The organism is Nitrosomonas sp. Nm34 (assembly GCF_900113925.1).
GTDB lineage: Bacteria > Pseudomonadota > Gammaproteobacteria > Burkholderiales > Nitrosomonadaceae > Nitrosomonas.
Window position 1 is genome coordinate 19,941 of the sequence record NZ_FORD01000017.1, and the last position, 17,385, is coordinate 37,325.

Annotated in this window: 17 protein-coding genes and 2 tRNA genes; 17 read left to right on the top strand and 2 right to left on the bottom strand. The window is 43.1% G+C overall.

The genetic code is table 11. The annotated features are described in order from the left end of the window. The first annotated feature begins 40 nt into the window (after positions 1-40). The 9 genes from BM283_RS08805 (at position 41) to BM283_RS08845 (ending at position 5,439) form a co-directional block, all read left to right on the top strand. Positions 41-457, top strand: coding sequence for a rhodanese-like domain-containing protein (locus BM283_RS08805; RefSeq protein ID WP_090692146.1), 417 nt, complete (start codon positions 41-43; stop codon positions 455-457). Between the two features lie 16 nt (positions 458-473). Then, complete coding sequence (gene grxC / locus BM283_RS08810) at positions 474-731, top strand: glutaredoxin 3 (protein ID WP_046849761.1); 258 nt, start codon at positions 474-476, stop codon at positions 729-731. 62 nt (positions 732-793) lie between these two features. Then, on the top strand, positions 794-1,270 hold the full coding sequence (gene secB, locus BM283_RS08815; protein WP_090692147.1) for a protein-export chaperone SecB: 477 nt from the start codon (positions 794-796) through the stop codon (positions 1,268-1,270). An 81-nt stretch (positions 1,271-1,351) separates the two neighbouring features. Then, complete coding sequence (locus BM283_RS08820; RefSeq protein WP_090692221.1) at positions 1,352-1,744, top strand: SH3 domain-containing protein; 393 nt, start codon at positions 1,352-1,354, stop codon at positions 1,742-1,744. Further along, positions 1,741-2,730: an NAD(P)H-dependent glycerol-3-phosphate dehydrogenase gene (locus tag BM283_RS08825; protein WP_090692150.1), complete on the top strand. Its 990-nt coding sequence runs from the start codon at positions 1,741-1,743 to the stop codon at positions 2,728-2,730. The genes BM283_RS08820 and BM283_RS08825 overlap by 4 nt, the downstream gene beginning before the upstream one ends. Before the next feature lie 270 nt (positions 2,731-3,000). Continuing rightward, on the top strand, positions 3,001-3,273 hold the full coding sequence (locus tag BM283_RS08830; protein WP_046849758.1) for an HU family DNA-binding protein: 273 nt from the start codon (positions 3,001-3,003) through the stop codon (positions 3,271-3,273). A 20-nt stretch (positions 3,274-3,293) separates the two neighbouring features. Next, a tRNA-Val gene (locus BM283_RS08835) sits at positions 3,294-3,369 on the top strand. A gap of 33 nt (positions 3,370-3,402) precedes the next feature. Beyond that, a tRNA-Asp gene (locus BM283_RS08840) sits at positions 3,403-3,479 on the top strand. A gap of 79 nt (positions 3,480-3,558) precedes the next feature. Further along, positions 3,559-5,439: a SurA N-terminal domain-containing protein gene (locus BM283_RS08845; RefSeq protein WP_090692151.1), complete on the top strand. Its 1,881-nt coding sequence runs from the start codon at positions 3,559-3,561 to the stop codon at positions 5,437-5,439. A 15-nt stretch (positions 5,440-5,454) separates the two neighbouring features. Here the strand turns inward: BM283_RS08845 and BM283_RS08850 are convergent, their stop codons facing one another. After that, complete coding sequence (locus BM283_RS08850; RefSeq protein WP_090692154.1) at positions 5,455-6,240, bottom strand: enoyl-ACP reductase FabI; 786 nt, start codon at positions 6,238-6,240, stop codon at positions 5,455-5,457. 392 nt (positions 6,241-6,632) lie between these two features. Here BM283_RS08850 and BM283_RS08855 point away from each other — a divergent pair, with 392 nt between their 5' ends. Then, positions 6,633-8,804, top strand: a complete 2,172-nt coding sequence (locus BM283_RS08855; protein WP_090692223.1) for an ABC transporter substrate-binding protein — start codon at positions 6,633-6,635, stop codon at positions 8,802-8,804. 22 nt (positions 8,805-8,826) lie between these two features. Further along, positions 8,827-9,804 carry an ABC transporter permease gene (locus tag BM283_RS08860; protein WP_090692156.1) on the top strand — a complete coding sequence of 326 codons (978 nt, stop codon included), beginning with the start codon at positions 8,827-8,829 and terminating at the stop codon, positions 9,802-9,804. A gap of 232 nt (positions 9,805-10,036) precedes the next feature. Here the strand turns inward: BM283_RS08860 and BM283_RS08865 are convergent, their stop codons facing one another. After that, the gene (locus BM283_RS08865) at positions 10,037-10,681 is read right to left on the bottom strand and encodes a DNA-3-methyladenine glycosylase family protein (protein WP_090692158.1); all 645 of its coding nucleotides are present in this window, start codon (positions 10,679-10,681) and stop codon (positions 10,037-10,039) included. Positions 10,682-10,982: 301 nt separating this feature from the next. On the opposite strand from BM283_RS08865, the gene mraZ reads away from it, so the two are divergent. The 6 genes from mraZ to murF are packed head-to-tail and all read left to right on the top strand — an operon-like array spanning position 10,983 to position 17,361. Further along, positions 10,983-11,429 carry a division/cell wall cluster transcriptional repressor MraZ gene (mraZ, locus tag BM283_RS08870; protein ID WP_090692160.1) on the top strand — a complete coding sequence of 149 codons (447 nt, stop codon included), beginning with the start codon at positions 10,983-10,985 and terminating at the stop codon, positions 11,427-11,429. Positions 11,430-11,444: 15 nt separating this feature from the next. Then, the gene (gene rsmH / locus BM283_RS08875; RefSeq protein ID WP_254776297.1) at positions 11,445-12,389 is read left to right on the top strand and encodes a 16S rRNA (cytosine(1402)-N(4))-methyltransferase RsmH; all 945 of its coding nucleotides are present in this window, start codon (positions 11,445-11,447) and stop codon (positions 12,387-12,389) included. A gap of 4 nt (positions 12,390-12,393) precedes the next feature. After that, complete coding sequence (ftsL, locus tag BM283_RS08880) at positions 12,394-12,690, top strand: cell division protein FtsL (protein ID WP_090692164.1); 297 nt, start codon at positions 12,394-12,396, stop codon at positions 12,688-12,690. A gap of 2 nt (positions 12,691-12,692) precedes the next feature. Continuing rightward, positions 12,693-14,423, top strand: coding sequence for a peptidoglycan D,D-transpeptidase FtsI family protein (locus tag BM283_RS08885; RefSeq protein ID WP_090692166.1), 1,731 nt, complete (start codon positions 12,693-12,695; stop codon positions 14,421-14,423). Further along, positions 14,420-15,982: a UDP-N-acetylmuramoyl-L-alanyl-D-glutamate--2,6-diaminopimelate ligase gene (locus tag BM283_RS08890; protein ID WP_090692167.1), complete on the top strand. Its 1,563-nt coding sequence runs from the start codon at positions 14,420-14,422 to the stop codon at positions 15,980-15,982. The genes BM283_RS08885 and BM283_RS08890 overlap by 4 nt, the downstream gene beginning before the upstream one ends. Continuing rightward, positions 15,979-17,361: a UDP-N-acetylmuramoyl-tripeptide--D-alanyl-D-alanine ligase gene (gene murF, locus BM283_RS08895; RefSeq protein WP_090692170.1), complete on the top strand. Its 1,383-nt coding sequence runs from the start codon at positions 15,979-15,981 to the stop codon at positions 17,359-17,361. The genes BM283_RS08890 and murF overlap by 4 nt, the downstream gene beginning before the upstream one ends. Positions 17,362-17,385: the final 24 nt, after the last annotated feature.

Genomic DNA, 17,385 nt, shown 5'->3' on the forward strand with positions numbered 1-17,385 from the left:
GTTAATAAAACTCAGAGAATTGGAACAGGCATTTACTTATATGGAATCAACCTTTTTACAGGAAAATGTTTTTTTTATTATTGCTGCTGTTATGAGTGGCGGTATGTTGTTATGGCCAATGCTTTCACGCAATTCTGCTAAAGAAATAGATGTTCAGAAAGCAATCAGGTTTATTAATTACGAAAATGCGGTAATACTCGATGTGAGGAATGATCGTGAATATGCTGAAGGTCATCCTCCAAATGCTAAGCATATTTCTGTCGAGGACATAAAGGAGCGCTGGCATGAACTGGAGAAGTTCCAGGATAAACCTATTGTTGTGATATTCCAGCCTGGCTTGCGTGCAGGTCATGCTGGTGCAGTTTTACGTAAAAATGGCTTCAAGAAAGTTTACAATCTTAACGGTGGTATTGATACATGGCGCCGAGAAAATCTTCCAATAGTAAAAGATCGCTAAATAGGTAAAAAAGAATATGGCAAAAGTGATCATGTATGTATCGGGTTTTTGTCCTTATTGCACCATGGCGGAGAAGTTGTTGCGATCCAGAGGTGTGGAGGAAATAGATAAAATCAGAGTTGATTTGCACCCCGATCAACGTACTGAAATGATCAAAAAAACTGGGCGGCGCACCGTACCCCAAATCTATATTGGGGAGACCCACATAGGGGGATATGATGATCTTGCGCGGCTTGATCAGCAAGGTGAAGTCATAAAACTGTTATCAACCTGATTGTTAGTGATGTACTGTCGCTTAATAATCTTTATTATCAATTATTCTAATTGGGATTTAACATGAGTGAGCAACAGCCTGTATTTACCATTGAGAAAATTTATGTCAAGGATCTTTCTCTTGAAATTCCAAATGCCCCGCATATTTTTCTTGATCGGGAAGTGCCTGAAATTAATATGCAGTTAAGTACCCAAGGCGGAGGTATTGAGGGGGATATCTATGAAGTTATGCTGACAATTACGGTTACTTCGCGAATTAAGGAAAAAACCGTATTTCTGATTGAAGCTCACCAGGCTGGAGTCTTTCGGATACGTAACGTGCCTGGAAATGATATTGATCCTGTGCTGGGGATCGTATGTCCTAATATTTTATTTCCTTATTTGCGTGAAACTGTGTCGGATACGGTAGTGCGCGCGGGATTCCCTCCAGTCATCCTTAATCCAGTTAATTTTGAAGTCATTTATCACCAGAAAAAGCAGCAGACTGAATCAAAAACAGAGAAGGCTCAACAGACATCTGAAACAGAAAGCGTTCATTAATAGGGGGTTCACTTGCTACCAAGAAGAGACTTAATCCAAAGTTTCTTTCTGTTTTTCTCGCTTTTTTTTTCGTGTTGGGGTATGGCTGCAGAAGCAGAATTTTTCTCTGTCTCAGAAAATGCAGTCATAATGTATGACGCTCCTTCGCTGAGTGCTGAAAAGTTATATGTGGTCAGCATTCATTTGCCATTAAAAGTGATAGCGAAAGTAGAGGGATGGGTAAAAGTAAGCGATAGTAGTGATGCAGTTGCGTGGATAGAGAGAAAATTTCTAAGTGATAAGCGCTTTATTATTGTGACTGCTCCATTAGCCAATGTATATCAATCACCAGATGTTCATTCACCTCTACTTTTTCAGGCTCAAAAAAATGTGGTCATAGAATGGTTAAACTCCGACGTTGCCGGCTGGGTTAAAGTCCGTCATCGTGACGGTCAGAGTGGTTATATTAGAACTAATCAGGTCTGGGGTTCATGAAAATTGCCATATTAGGAGCAGGTGCTTGGGGTACAGCACTGGCCATCAATCTTTCTACAAATCATCAAGTCACATTGTGGACGAGAGATCAGAATCAATTGGCTGAACTTGTGGCGCTACGAGTTAATCAACGCTATCTTCCTGATTTATTTTTGCCTGATTCTTTGAAATTAACCTCAGAGCTGGATCTGGCTATCAAAAATGCTCAGTTTGCTTTGATTGCTGTTCCTGTCGCTGGGTTGCGTGAATTATTGCAAAAAATTAGCGCGATAAATAAAACATTACCCATCATTCTTGGGTGTAAAGGATTTGAGACGCAATCATCATTGCTACCCCATCAAATAGTACACGAGGTTTATTCTAAGATAGCGCCCTGTGGAATTTTATCAGGTCCCAGCTTCGCACAAGAGGTGGCGCAAGGATTACCTACTGCATTAACTTTGGCATCAGATGACAATAAGTTTTCTAGGGATATTATTAGAGCAATCCATACCGCTTGCTTACGTATTTATTCAAGTAACGATGTGATTGGTGTAGAAACGGGTGGTGCAATAAAAAATGTGATTGCGATAGCTACTGGCATCTCTGATGGATTAAAACTGGGCAATAATGCACGAGCTGCATTGATAACACGTGGTTTAGCAGAAATTACGCGTCTGGGTGTGGCATTGGGTGGCTGCAGAGAGACATTTATGGGGTTGGCTGGGATTGGTGATCTGATTTTAACTTGTACAGGCGATATGTCGCGTAACCGCCAAGTAGGGATGATGCTGGCGGCTGGTCAATTGCTGCCTGATATTTTACAAAAAATTGGACATGTAGCAGAAGGAGTGCATACTGCACGAGAGGCGGAACGAATGAGCCGGCATTTTAAGATTGAGATGCCCGTGACACAAGGGGTATGTAGTATTATTTATGAGGAAGTACCTGCTGAAATAGTCGTTAAGAAAATCCTCGAGCGTGAGCCGAGAAACGAGTTTGATTGATAGCGTTTATGATCTCCCTATCCTATCAAGTGCTAGTAAAATTTGAATTCTGGCAGGGTGATCGTTATTTTTAAATATGATTTTACTGCTTTTGGGTCTTCTGTACTGTCATTAGAAATCATCTCTCTTTTTTTTGGGTAAAAGTACCCAAAGAAAAAATTTTAAGACAATAACTTGACCAGGCGAAGATGGCTTGATATAAGGGCATCTGCAGGATTTTCTGTGTGTGATTTAAGTATCCATAACCCAATAACGCGAAAGGGGAATTAAATGAACAAATCTGATCTTATCGATGCCATTGCAGATTCTGCTGGAATCTCTAAAGCATGTGCAGGAGATGCATTGAATGGGGCGTTATCAGCGATTAAAGATGCGCTTAAAAATAATGAAAGCGTCACCTTGGTTGGTTTTGGAACCTTTAGAGTAGGAAAAAGAGCAGCACGTGCTGGTCGCAATCCCCGTACTGGAGAAGTCATAGAAATCAAAGAAGTCAAAGTGCCAAAATTCACTGCTGGTAAAGCGCTAAAAGATGCGGTAAACTAATCGCTTCCTTACGCAAGGTGGGGTGCTTAGCTCAGCTGGTAGAGCGTCGCCCTTACAAGGCGAATGTCGGCGGTTCGATCCCGTCAGCACCCACCAATCAGCGAGCAAGAATTAGATTGTTTTATGTTAGGAGTGGTAGTTCAGTTGGTTAGAATACCGGCCTGTCACGCCGGGGGTCGCGGGTTCGAGTCCCGTCCACTCCGCCAACTCATTATTAAGAGCGAGCATTAAATAGCGTATTAATGCAGACTTTCTTCCCATTTTTTACTTCACTGGATTTTAACTGTGTTTGATTTTGTTCATCGAAAAAAGACGATTGTTCAGGTTATACTGTTATTAGCTATTTTGCCGTTTATGTTTTGGGGCGTGGAGTCGTATCGTACGGATGGCAAAGAGAGCTATGTCGCAGTTGTGGACGGTGAAGAAATCACGCGAAGAGAATTTGAACAGGCGCTTAGGAATCAACATGAGGCCATGCGTAATATGTTAGGGGATAAATTTGACAGCACTCTGCTTGATAATCCTCAGATGCGCTTGGCAGTTTTAGAAAATCTGATTCAGAAAAAATTGCTACAGCACGAAGCGGCTAATGTCGGTTTAACTGTTTTGGATTCACAATTGGCACGCGAGATTCAGAATATTTCAGCTTTCCACGAAGATCAAAAATTTTCATATCAGCGTTATGAAGAGCTATTACGCCGTCAGCAAATGACCCCGGCAATGTTTGAGTCACGAATGGTCGCTGAGATTATGCGGCAGCAAGTGTTGGAGGCAGTTGCCAAAAGCACCGTGATTCCAGATACTGTAACCCGGAATGTGGCTCACTTAAGCGAAGTGAAGCGTGAAATAAATCAAGTTAAAATTGAACCGCAACATTTCATATCGCAGATTAACCCGGATGAAGCGGCAATACAATCTTACTATGAGAATCATCAAGCAGATTTTCTTCTGCCCGAGCGTGTGCGCATTGAATATGTGGTGTTATCTTTAGAGGAACTGGCTCAGCAAGAAGAAGTTGCGGCAGATGAAATCAAAAAATATTTTGATGAGCATCAAAGTGAGTTCGGTCAAGAAGAACAGCGACAAGCCAGTCATATTTTAATTGCTGCTCCTGCAACAGCTTCTGACGATGAGAAGGCTGCAGCACGTGAAAAAGTGGAGAATTTGCTGGCGCAGTTAAAAGCTGAACCAGAGAAATTTGCTGAACTGGCAAGCGAGCATTCGGAAGACCAAGGCTCGGCAAAAGTAGGAGGTGATTTAGGGTTCTTAGGGCGGGGTATATTAGTTAAGGAATTTGAAGATGAGCTGTTTCAAATGCAGCCGAATGAAATTCGTGGCCCCGTTGAAACGACGTTTGGTTTTCATATCATTAAGCTTTCTGAAATAAAACCGGCACAAACAGCGCCTTTGGAAGAGGTAAGAGATGAGATTGAACAAACTCTGAAACGTCAGAAGGCTGCAAGCCATTTTGGTGAAATTGTAGAAGATTTCAGTAATATAGTATACGAGCAAAGTGATAGTTTGCAACCTGCCGCAGAAAGACTCGGTTTAGCAATACAGCAAAGTGAGTGGATCGATAAAAAATCGAAGGAGCCCGCTATCGTCACTAACGAAAAACTGCTGCAGGCAATTTTTTCGGATGATGCGATTAACGAGAAACGCAATACAGAAGCGATAGAAGTCATGCCTGATACTTTTGTTTCTGCCAGGGTATTGGAGCACAAATCAGCGGCTATTCAATCATTAGATGTGGTCAGAGATGAAGTCATTGATCGCGTTAAGAAACAGCTCGCCGCTGAACTGGCTGAGAAAGAAGGCAGGGACAAGCTGGCTCAATTACAGGCTGGCGAAGACGTTTCGGTTTCATGGGGCGATACTAAGGAGATATCCTATATGCAACCCCAAGGATTGGAGTTAGATACTTTGCGTGCTATCTCCCAGACAGAAAGTGATAAATTACCCGCTTATACCGGGGTGACAGGATCAGACGGGAGTTTTAGCCTGATCCGTATCAATCGGATTATTGAACCGGCTTCTTTGGACAAAGACCAATACCAAGTTTTTAGTAATCAGCTAAAACAAATGATTGTTCAGGAAGAATTATCATCGTATCAGCTTGGCCTCAGGCAGCGATACGATGTAAAAATCCGCGAAGAAAGCTATTGATAATTTAACTGGTTATTATTCATCAAGATCAAAAGCGATGGTATTAAAACCGGCATCAACATAGGTAATTTCGCCCGTAATGCCACTGGCTAAGTCGCTACAAAGAAAAGCAGCAACATTGCCAACTTCCTCGGTGGTTACATTTCTTCGTAATGGTGCGACTTTCTCAGCATATCCAAGCAGTTTGCCAAAATTGCTTATGCCGGCCGCAGCCAGTGTTTTAATTGGTCCGGCCGAGACCGCATTTACACGTATACCTTTCTTGCCTAGACTGGAAGCCATGAAACGTACATTTGCCTCCAGACTGGCTTTAGCGAGACCCATTACATTGTAACTTGGCATGACGCGAACAGCCCCCAGGTAACTGAGCGTCAAAAGTGCAGCATTTCTTCCCTCCATCAATGGCAAGCCAGCTTTTGCTAATGCTGCAAAGCTATAAGAGCTGACTTCATGGGCAATATTGAATGCCTCGCGATTCACGCTTTCAAGATAATCACCCGCTAATGCTTCGCGTGGTGCAAATGCGATAGAGTGTACAATACCATCCAATCCATCCCACTCTTTGTTCAAATCTGTAAAACATTGATTAATTTCTTCATCATTTCTGACATCGCAACGAAACAATAAATGGCTGTCAAAATCACCAATCAGTTTTGCAACACGATCTCTTATATCTTCCCCTTGGAAAGTAAAGGCTAGTTGTGCGCCTTCACGCTTCATGGCTTTGGCTATACCATAAGCAATAGATCGATTACTGAGTAGTCCGGTGATGAGGATACGTTTATTGTCTAAAAATCCCATAATATGTCCTTCTACTGATTGAATCTGAAATTATAACCTAAGGATAATGGTAAAGAGGAGTAGTGCAAAGATAATAAGATTGCTGCAAGATATTGATTGTAAATTTTCTTTATCTTCATCTTATTCTTCGCACTATCATATGCAAGAGAGCATGAAATATAAGCTCATTCCATTTCTAAATCAAAAATGACGCGAGGGCGAGCCGCAGACAGTATAACTAATACGACAAGGAGAAGTCGGCAAAGTCAGTTCTGGTTTAGAAATGGAATAAATAATATGGATACATTAACCCATCTCTATATATTTATGCTGAAATCAATTCCATTTACAGTGAGATAATTTGAATGTTTTTCTCATTCCAGATCTTAGTTTTTTCAAAAAAATTCCTCAGGATGAGTTCGCTTATTGTTTTGATTTTGTTTCTAACAGCCTGCAATGAGGCTATTTGGAATAATCCTTATCCAAGCGATGATTCAGGTAAAAATATTCTTTACAATGCATTTGCTGAGCGCCCGAAACATCTTGATCCCGTTCAGTCATATAGTTCTAACGAAATATTATTTACTGCTCAGATATATCAGCCTCCTTTGCAGTACCATTATTTGAAACGTCCCTATGCCCTTATCCCACAGACAGTGGACAAAATGCCGACCGTGCAATATTTTGACGAGGACGGGAATCTTTTATCAGCAGATAATGAGAGCAATCATGTTGCTTATTCCGTGTATGAGCTCTCTCTCAAGCAAGATATTTTTTATCAACCTCATCCATCATTTGCTCGGAATGATCAGGGAGAGTTTCTCTATCATGATCTGACACGAGAGGAGTTACAGAAAGTTTTCAAGCTTGCTGATTTTACTCAAACGAATACAAGGAAATTGTTGTCGGAAGATTATATTTATCAAATCAAGCGATTGGCGCATCCAAAATTGCATTCACCCATATTTGGGTTAATGGCTGATTATATCGTTGGCTTGAGGGAATATGCCGATATATTGAGGAAGGAGGCTGGTGTCGCTCCTAACGATGAGTACCTGGATTTACGCAGTTTTCCATTAGCAGGCGTTGAGAGGGTGGATGACTATACTTTTCGTATCAAGATAAAAGGTAAATATCCTCAATTCATGTATTGGTTGGCAATGCCATTTTTTTCACCCATTCCTTGGGAAGCTGATCGCTTCTACGCCCAAGCAGGGCTCATAAAAAAAAATATTACCCTGGATTGGTACCCGATAGGGACTGGGCCTTACATGCTTACAGAGAATGATCCTAATCGCATCATGGTTCTGGCAAGAAACCCTAATTTTAAGGGGGAGTTTTATCCTTCTGAGGGTATGCCTGATGATATAGAAAAGGGATTACTGAATGATGCCGGTAAACCGCTTCCATTTATCGACAAGATTATATTTAGTCGTGAAAAGGAGAGTATTCCGCGTTGGAACAAATTTCTGCAGGGATATTATGATGCTTCAGGCATCAGTTCTGACAGTTTTGATCAGGCTGTACAAGTGACCGGGCAAGGCGAGGCAACAGTTACTGAAGCAATGGAAGCACAAGGAATGCGATTGGAGACAGCTGTCGCACCTGCTACTTATTATATCGGATTCAATATGCTTGATCCGGTTGTGGGAGGTCGTAATGAGCAAGAAAAGGCGTCTGCCCGTAAATTACGGCAAGCCATTTCAATTGTAGTGGATTATGAAGAATATATTTCGATATTTGCCAATGGTCGAGGTATTCCGGCGCAGAGCCCCATCCCCCCTGGAATTACAGGCTATCGAGAAGGCAGGGAGGGAGTTAATCCGATTGTCTATAAATGGCAGGATGGAAAGGCGCAACGCAGATCTATTGAAGAAGCAAACAGATTGTTGGCGGAAGCTGGCTATCCTAATGGAATAGATAATAAGACTGGCACGCCGCTTGTATTGTACTTTGATGTGACAGCGCGTAGTGCCGATGACAAATCGCTACTTGACTGGATGCGCAAGCAGTTCAGAAAAATCAATATCCAGCTAGTGGTTCGCAGTACTGACTATAATCGTTTTCAGGACAAAATACGCAAGGGTAATGCTCAAATTTTTGAGTGGGGTTGGAATGCAGATTATCCTGATCCAGAAAACTTTCTGTTTTTATTGTACGGTCCTCAGCGTAAGGTTGGCAGTAATAGCGGAAATAATGCTGCCAATTATGATAATGCCGAGTATAACCGGTTGTTCGAGCAGATGGAAAAGATGGAGGACAGTCCAAAGCGGGAGCAAATCATCGCTCGCATGGTTGATATCTTGCGTGAGGATACGCCCTGGTTGTGGGGGTATCATCCGAAGGATTATGCCTTGTATCATTCCTGGTACCATAATGTGAAACCCAATAAATTGTCTTATAACAACATTAAATATTCACGTATTGATTTTGTTTTACGGGAGCAAAAGCGGCGTGAATGGAATGAGCCAGTGATATGGCCAATTGGAGCGGGCGTGGCTGTGCTTCTCTTATTTCTTGTTCCTGGGATAATTGCTTATCGCCGCAGACAGCGAGCTGTCGGACTCGGGAAACCAGCTGAATAAATTGGAATAATTCTTAAGTTGTATGCTTAATTACATTTTTAGACGCATTCTCTATGCAATCCCAATTTTAGTGGGGGTTAATCTCATCACTTTCACCTTGTTTTTTGTAATTAATACGCCTGATGATATGGCCCGGATGCATCTAGGGGTCAAGCATGTGACGGATGAGGCGATCATGAAGTGGAAGCTAGAACACGGTTATGATAAACCTCTGCTGTATAATCCCGAGGCTGAGGGTCTAGCAAAATTGACTGGCACCATATTCTTTGAGAAATCAATCGCAATGTTTGTATTTGATTTTGGTCATGCTGATGACGGGCGCGATATTGCGCATGAAATCAAATCACGGATGTTGCCGAGTCTGGCAATCGCGCTGCCAATATTTTTATTGGGGTTACTAGCTCATATTACTTTTGCGCTGGTTATGGTTTTTTTTCGCATGACTTATATAGATTTCTGGGGTGTCGTATTGTGTGTGGCGCTCATGTCGATTTCAAGTTTGTTTTATATTATTGGCGGCCAATTTCTTGTGAGTAAGTTGTGGCATTTAGTGCCTATTTCTGGTTATGGTAGTGAACTGGATGCAGGCAGGTTTTTGCTATTACCCATTATTATCGGGGTAATAAGTAGTGCTGGAGCGAATGTACGGTGGTATCGCACAATTTTTCTGGAAGAAATGAATAAGGAGTATGTTCGGACTGCACGTGCCAAAGGTTTGCCAGAGAGTATTGTATTGTTCAGGCATGTACTCAAAAATGCTCTGATTCCAATTCTTACGGGTGCAGTGGTAGTTATTCCATTATTGTTTCTTGGCAGTCTGATTACTGAGTCGTTTTTTGGCATACCAGGCTTGGGGAGTTATACTATCGAGGCAATCAATTCTCAGGATTTTGCCGTAGTTCGTGCTATGGTGTTTCTGGGTTCTTTGCTCTACATCGTAGGTCTGATATTGACTGATATATCCTATACTCTGGTAGATCCAAGGATCAGGCTGGAATGATATAGGATGAATTCAAGAGCCTTCTAAAAGTTCATATTTGTGAGCGCCCGCTTCGCGGATTGCCTGCTTACCCCGTCTCGTCATAATACTATGTTGTTCACAAAAAATATTTCCTTACCTAGCAGTGATAGGCTGAATCAACATTTTTTGTTCTCGCCTTGTCTTGTTTAGAACTCTGAATTTTTAGAGGTGCGCTTATGTTTACGTCTCTGTCTTTTGCGATATTATCTGCCTAATAATCAATGGGTATAGGGTCAAGACTGCGCCATAGGTACCAGGTAGCTACCGAACGCCAAGGCCGCCAGTTTGTGGCAATTGTTTGTAATCTATTTTTCTCTATTGGTTGATTGCCATTATAGTGAATGCTTACAGCGCGTTGCAATCCAATGTCGGCTAAGGGAAGGACATCTGGCCGCTGCATATAAAAGATCAGAAACATTTCAGCGGTCCAGCGACCAATACCCTTTATCTGGATGAGGTGAGTAATCAGAGCCTCATCATTCATCTTTTGCCAAGCTATTTCGTCGTATCCACCTTGTATGAATCGCTCGGATAAATCTTGCAGATAACTTATTTTTCTTCCAGATAGACCACATGTTCGTAATATCTCTGCATCGATGCTATACAAATTTTCAGGTGTAATATTTGATAAAACAGTCGCTAATTTTTGCCATACACTTGCTGCAGCTTTGACCGAAATTTGCTGGCCAATAATAGCGCGAACCAGTGTAGTAAAAGCATCTCCGCGCGAATAAAGTGCGGAATCGTTAAATTGGCTTACGAGCCGTTGCATGACGGGATCTCGTTTTGCTAAATCATTCCTCGCTTGTTCCCAAAATATAGGCGCATTTCGCTGTTTTTCTTTAAGTAAGACCATCCTTTACTCTTTTGTTCTGTCACTAAAAACCATTTGTTAATTGCTCAATTGGACATTCATTTTACATGATAGCTTATCGATATTTATCGGCAATTTATTCTCAAAATTAAAGTAATGTTGTTTATTTTTAAGACCTTGCTTATTTCTTTTAAGTCTTTGTCACACAAGTGAAAAGTGCATATTTTTCTTCTTGACTACCCTCATTTTTTTGATTAGAGTGGCAAAGGGTGGTAAAAAGTGGGGAAGAGTGGGGAGTATTTGGAATATAGCGTGAGCTTCCAATAAAAAATAAAGGAGCGGCATGTTTCGCGGTATTACACAACTTTGCTTGGATAGTAAGGGCAGGTTTGCGGTGCCTGCGAAGTACCGCGAAGAATTATTATCCAGCTGTGCCGGAAATTTGGTGATTACTGCTGATCCTTCAAGATGCTTGCTGATTTACCCCCAGCCTTCCTGGGAACCCATAGAAAAAAAACTGAATAGTCTCTCTAGTTTCAATCCACAAAGTCGTAGCTTGCAACGTCTTATTGTAGGTAACGCATGTGATGTTGAAATGGACAGTGCGGGACGGGTACTGGTCGTGACACCGTTACGGCAGTTTGCCAGTTTGGTCAAAGATATTGTGTTAGTTGGTCAGGGTGAGAAATTTGAGTTGTGGGATGCTGAAAAATGGAATCAAGAAATTGAGGCGGCGCTTGTATATAAAGATGGGAATATGCCCCCCGAGCTGGAAGGGTTCTCATTGTAATGCTGGGGTATGGTTGTGCATTTACCCGTTCTGCTAAATGAAGCTATCGATGCGTTAGCAATCAAAACAGATGGAGTTTATGTAGATGGCACATTTGGGTATGGCGGACATAGTCGTTTGATTTTATCCAGATTGGGTAAAAAAGGACGCTTGATTGCATTTGATAAAGATTTGGCTGCGATCAAAGCGGCAGCAATGATTGATAATAAGCGATTCAGTATAAGACACTGCAGTTACGTCAAAATACAAAATGAATTGCTCGCATTAAGAGTAGAACGCGTAGACGGCGTGCTGTTAGATCTCGGAGTGTCTTCGTCTCAACTGGATGAAAGTACACGTGGATTTAGCTTTCGCTTAGAAGGGCCGCTTGACATGCGGATGGATACTAGCTGTGGGCAAACAGCGGCAGAGTGGCTTAATTCTGTTACGGAGTCTCAATTAGAAGAAGTCATTAGAAACTATGGTGAGGAACGGAATGCGAAGCAGATTGCGAGAGCGATTGTTATGGCACGAGCACGGCATCCTATTTCTAGCACGATTCAACTTGCCGAGATTGTAGCAGCGGTCGTGCGCGCGCGTGGGTATCAGCGGGAAGGTAAGCATCATCCTGCCACACGCACTTTTCAGGCGATACGGATATACCTTAATCAAGAACTTGAAGAATTGTTGTTAACTTTGCCGCAATGTGTAGATTTATTAAACCCTGGTGGGCGATTGGTCGTCATCAGTTTTCATTCACTTGAGGATCGCATAGTAAAACGTTTTATGCGCAAGGAAGCGAGCTCAGATAGGCTGCCGCATAAACTTCCTTTGCGTGATAGAGAAGTGAAGGAGTTGAGTAAACAGCGGTTGCGATTGGTAGGGAAGGCAACGCGGCCGGGCGCACAGGAAATAGCGGTTAACCCACGCGCAAGAAGCGCGGTCATGCGTGTGGCAGAAAGAATCATAATTAATGAGTAATTATATGACTAAACTGAATATTTATTTGGCTGTGATTCTTATTATTTGTGGGCTAGGCATCGTTACCTCGCAGCATGAGGCACGTAAACTTTTTATATTGTTAGAGAAAGAACAGGAGCTGGCTGATCAATTGGCAATAGAATGGAATCAACTGTTACTTGAGCAGAGAACATGGGCGATGCATGGACATGTTGAAAAAATTGCCAGAGGAAAGCTTGATATGACTGTACCAGCCCCGCTAAATATTCAAGTTATTTTGTCTGACCATGCCTCAAACCGGCCCTATAAGGAGTTTCCTTGATCATGAAACGCGATCCTGCCTCGTCTTTAGCTTTACCTCTATGGCGTTCACGATTGCTGATAATGCTATTGCTGTTGGGGTTGGCCGTGCTGGCAGGGCGCGCTATTTATCTGCAAGGACTGAATAAGGATTTTCTCCAACAACAAGGGCAATCACGCTATAGCCGTATCGTGGAATTGAATGCGCAACGGGGAAAAATAACAGACCGGTATGGTGAGATACTGGCGATCAGTGCCCCAGTAAAATCTGTTTGGGCTGATCCACAAAAAGTAAACGCAACACCCGAGCAATTACAGGCATTAGCTCAATTGCTCGAAATGGATGTAACAGATCTACGCAAGCGAGTTCTTGATCAGGATAAGAGATTTGTCTATCTCAGAAGACAACTCTCACCGGAAATGGCATCTGGTGTGGCTAATCTAAAAATAGCCGGTGTGTATCTTAAACGGGAATTTTACCGGTATTACCCAACAGGGGATGTGGCTGCCCACATTACTGGTTTTGCTGATATAGATGGCAAGGGACAAGAAGGTGTAGAACTAGGATGGGAAGATATCCTTACGGGTGAGCACGGTAGCCGGCGCGTCATCAAGGATCGTATCGGGCGTGTCATAGAAAGTGTCGAGAAAATTCGCTCACCCAAACCTGGCCAAAACTTGATGTTATCGATTGATAGTAAAATCCAATATCTTGCTCATCGAGAATTAAAGCGGTCGGTTAAAGCTAATCAGGCTAAGGCGGGTAGTGTGATTGTGCTGGACGTACTGACAGGAGAAGTGCTGGGATTAGCCAATTATCCCTCCTATAACCCTAACCAGCGATCAACTATACGGCCTGGAACCACACGTAATCGAGCGTTAGTTGATGTTTTCGAACCGGGCTCGACACTCAAGCCATTTGCTGTCGCTGTCGCGATGGAGATAGGCAAGATTAATCCCAATACGTTGTTTCACACCTCTCCGGGTATGCTGAAAATAGGAAACGCTACGATACGGGATGTCCGTAATAAAGGGACAATTTCTGTATCTCAAGTTATCCAAGAATCGAGTAATGTGGGGGCAGCAAAAATTGCTTTGATGTTACCTCCTAAAACATTGTGGGAAATGCTGAGTCGCTCTGGTTTTGGTATGCCAACGGGAGCAAATTTTCCGGGAGAAGAAAACGGTAGGTTGCGTCCTTACCATAAGTGGCGACCGATCGAGCAAGCTACGATGTCCTATGGCCATGGAATATCAGTCAATTTAATGCAGTTAGCACGTGCGTACACACTCTTTGCTGCAGGAGGAGAGCTCAAACCTGTATCGCTATTGAAACGGGATACCCCACCTGTTGGTCAGCAAGTGATTTCACGTGAAACGGCACTGGCCATGAGCAGGATGCTGGAGACAGTAGTGCAGCCAGGCGGTACCGGCTTGCAAGCTAAAGTCAACGGTTATCGAGTTGCTGGCAAAACTGGAACAGCGCATAAGCCATTGGAAGGTGGTATGAAAGGTTATGCAAAGAACCGATATATTTCTACTTTTGTAGGTTATGCGCCAGTATCTAATCCTCGTCTAGTTGTTGCCGTCATGATTGATGAGCCTTCAGCAGGACAATATTACGGAGGAGCTGTGGCAGCTCCTCTATTCAGTCAAGTGATGTCGGGTGCCTTGCGCCAATTACGTGTTCCACATGATGCGCTGGGCAATATTGTCACTTCTCCTTTACCTATTAAGTTGGAGAATGAAGGATGACACCAGGAGCGATACGGAAAACGGATGCAAATTTTGCCATCAGACTTTTCAGTCAACTGGGAGTACCAGTGACGCGCTTGACTGCAGATAGCCGTAAGTTGATGCCAGGCGATACCTTTCTAGCTTATGCCGGTGAAAGATATGATGCACGCAAAGATATTCCTCAGGCTATTGCAGTCGGTGCCAATGCTGTGATTTGGGAGAAGAATCAATTTACATGGAACCCCCTTTGGAAAATACCGAATTGTGCTGTATCAGGATTACAAGCCAAGGCAGGTGTGATTGCCAGTCATGTTTATGGATATCCCTCGCGTGAATTAGGGCTTGTAGGTATTACGGGCACTAATGGTAAAACTTCATGTAGTCATTGGTATGCTCAGGCAATGACAACTTTGGGGGAAAAAATCGCGGTTATTGGTACGTTAGGGAATGGATTCTTAGATTCACTAAATGAGTCGGTCAATACCACACCGGATGCGGTATCACTTCAGGCAGAATTTGCAAAGATTTTGCAAAATGGGGCGGGAGGTGTGGTAATGGAAGTTTCATCTCACGGTCTGGTACAGGAGCGAGTTAATGGCGCTGAATTTGCCGTGGCTGTGTTGACTAATTTATCACGTGATCATCTTGACTATCATGGCAATATGGATGCCTATGCTGCCGCTAAAGCAAAATTATTTTTTTGGCCCACACTTAAGTGCGCGGTTTTAAATCTAGATGATGTGTTGGGAATGGAGTTGTCTCACCAGCTTGTACACAAAAATATGCAAGTAATTGGATATGGATTCTATCAACCAGACAATATGGGGAGATACTCGCAAAACTTGAGGATATTGAGAGGAAGTAACCTTAAAGTAAATATCGATGGGCTGGAGTTTGATGTTGAATTTGAAGGACAGCGGGAAAGTTTGAAGGCTAATGTCACGAGCAGATTTAATGCCTCGAATTTGCTGGCGGTCTTGGCTACTATGCTTGCGAATGGGGTCGATTTCCACAAGGCATCTCATGCATTATCACAGGTTAAACCGATTGCAGGAAGAATGGAGAAATTTGGCGGCGGCGAGCAACCTGTGGTTATCATTGATTATGCCCATACTCCGGATGCTTTGGAGAAGGTGTTGAGGGGATTGAGAGAAACGATTTATAACAGTCAGGCAAGAAATAAATTTAGCTTAAGAAAGCCGAGATTGATCTGTGTATTTGGCTGCGGGGGTGATCGGGATCGAGGAAAACGTCCTTTAGCCGGTGAAATAACTACAAAACTTGCCGACGAAGTCATCATTACTAGTGATAATCCCCGTAGCGAAGATCCCCGTGCCATCATAGACCAGATAGTAACAGGTATCTCGCGTCACAATTACTCAATTGAAGAAGATCGTACATCAGCGATTTATCAGGCTATCCATAATGCGCGAAAAGGCGATGTGGTGCTGATCGCTGGTAAAGGATCTGAAGCGTATCAGGAAATTAATGGACAAAAAAATCCATTTGATGACCGTGAAATTGCGCAGCAAGTATTAGATGATCTGGCTAACCTGAAAGTGCAGGCGCAAAGATGATGTCGATACAAGAAGCTGCGCATGCCCTATCCGCAAAGTGGGGAGGTAAGAATGTTTTATTTACAGGTGTGAGCACAGATAGCCGAGCTATGAAGTATGGCGAGCTATTTGTCGCATTATCCGGCAAACAATTCGATGGCCATCAATTTATTGCCAGTGCAAGAGATCAAGGAGCCGTTGCTGCCTTAGTAGAGAGAAGAATGGATATTGGACAATCTCTACCGGAATTTGGTTGGCTAGAAGTTGCTGACACGCGATTAGGTCTAGGGCAATTATCAGCTTATTGGCGTACACGCTTTTCATTACCACTTGTGGCAGTTACTGGAAGCAATGGTAAGACAACGGTCAAGGAAATGATTGCCTCCATTTTCCGTAAAGCAGTGATGGCTAATGTCGAAGAAAACGATTTAGCTTCAGACAGAGTACTGGCAACTTTCGGTAACCTTAATAATGATATTGGTGTACCACAAATGCTGTTAAGGCTGCGCGAGCAGCATGCTTATGCCGTAATCGAGATGGGTATGAATCACGCTGGGGAGATCGCTTATTTAACCCGTTTGACTCATCCAACGGTAGCCGTCATTACGAACGCCGGTGCAGCTCATATTGAAGGACTTGGTTCGGTAGAAGCCGTTGCGCGGGCCAAAGGTGAAATTTTTGAGGGTTTGAGTGATAAGGGTGTGGGCATCATCAATGCCGATGATGATCACGCTTCATTATGGCGCAGCCTGGTAAAAAGTAGACATATCATTGATTTCAGTTTGAATAGCCCCGCACAAGTAACAGCTTGTTACCAATCTGATTCTTCCGGAAATAGATGGATGCTTAAACTTCCTGAAGGAAGCGAGGAGATACGGTTACAAGTGCCAGGCCAGCATAATATCTATAATGCCTTGGCAGCTGCAGCAACGGCGGTTGCTGTTGGCATTGATAAGCATACGATTGTAGCAGGATTGCAGGCATTTCGTGGCGTACAAGGGCGCCTGCAAAAAAAACTTGGCTTACATCAAGCCACCTTGATTGATGATACCTATAACGCTAATCCGGAGTCAATGAAAGCGGCACTCGCGGTGCTCGCTAATGAACCTGGAAAAAAAGTGCTGGTGCTTGGTGATATGGGAGAATTAGGTCCGAATGCAGCAGATTTTCATCACCAGATTGGTGTGGAAGCGAATCATTTCGGGATAGACCAGTTGCTTACTTTGGGCAGTTTAAGCAAGCATGCTGCGGTTGGATTTGGTAGGGGTGCTCGCCACTTTCCAACTATGGAGGCCTTGCTAGTAGAAGCGGAGAAATTATTGGACATCAACGTTAATATGCTGGTAAAAGGCTCGCGTTTTATGCAGATGGAGCGCGTGATAAGACGGTTAGAGGCTTGATGTGGTCTCGTTCCCTGATAAAAA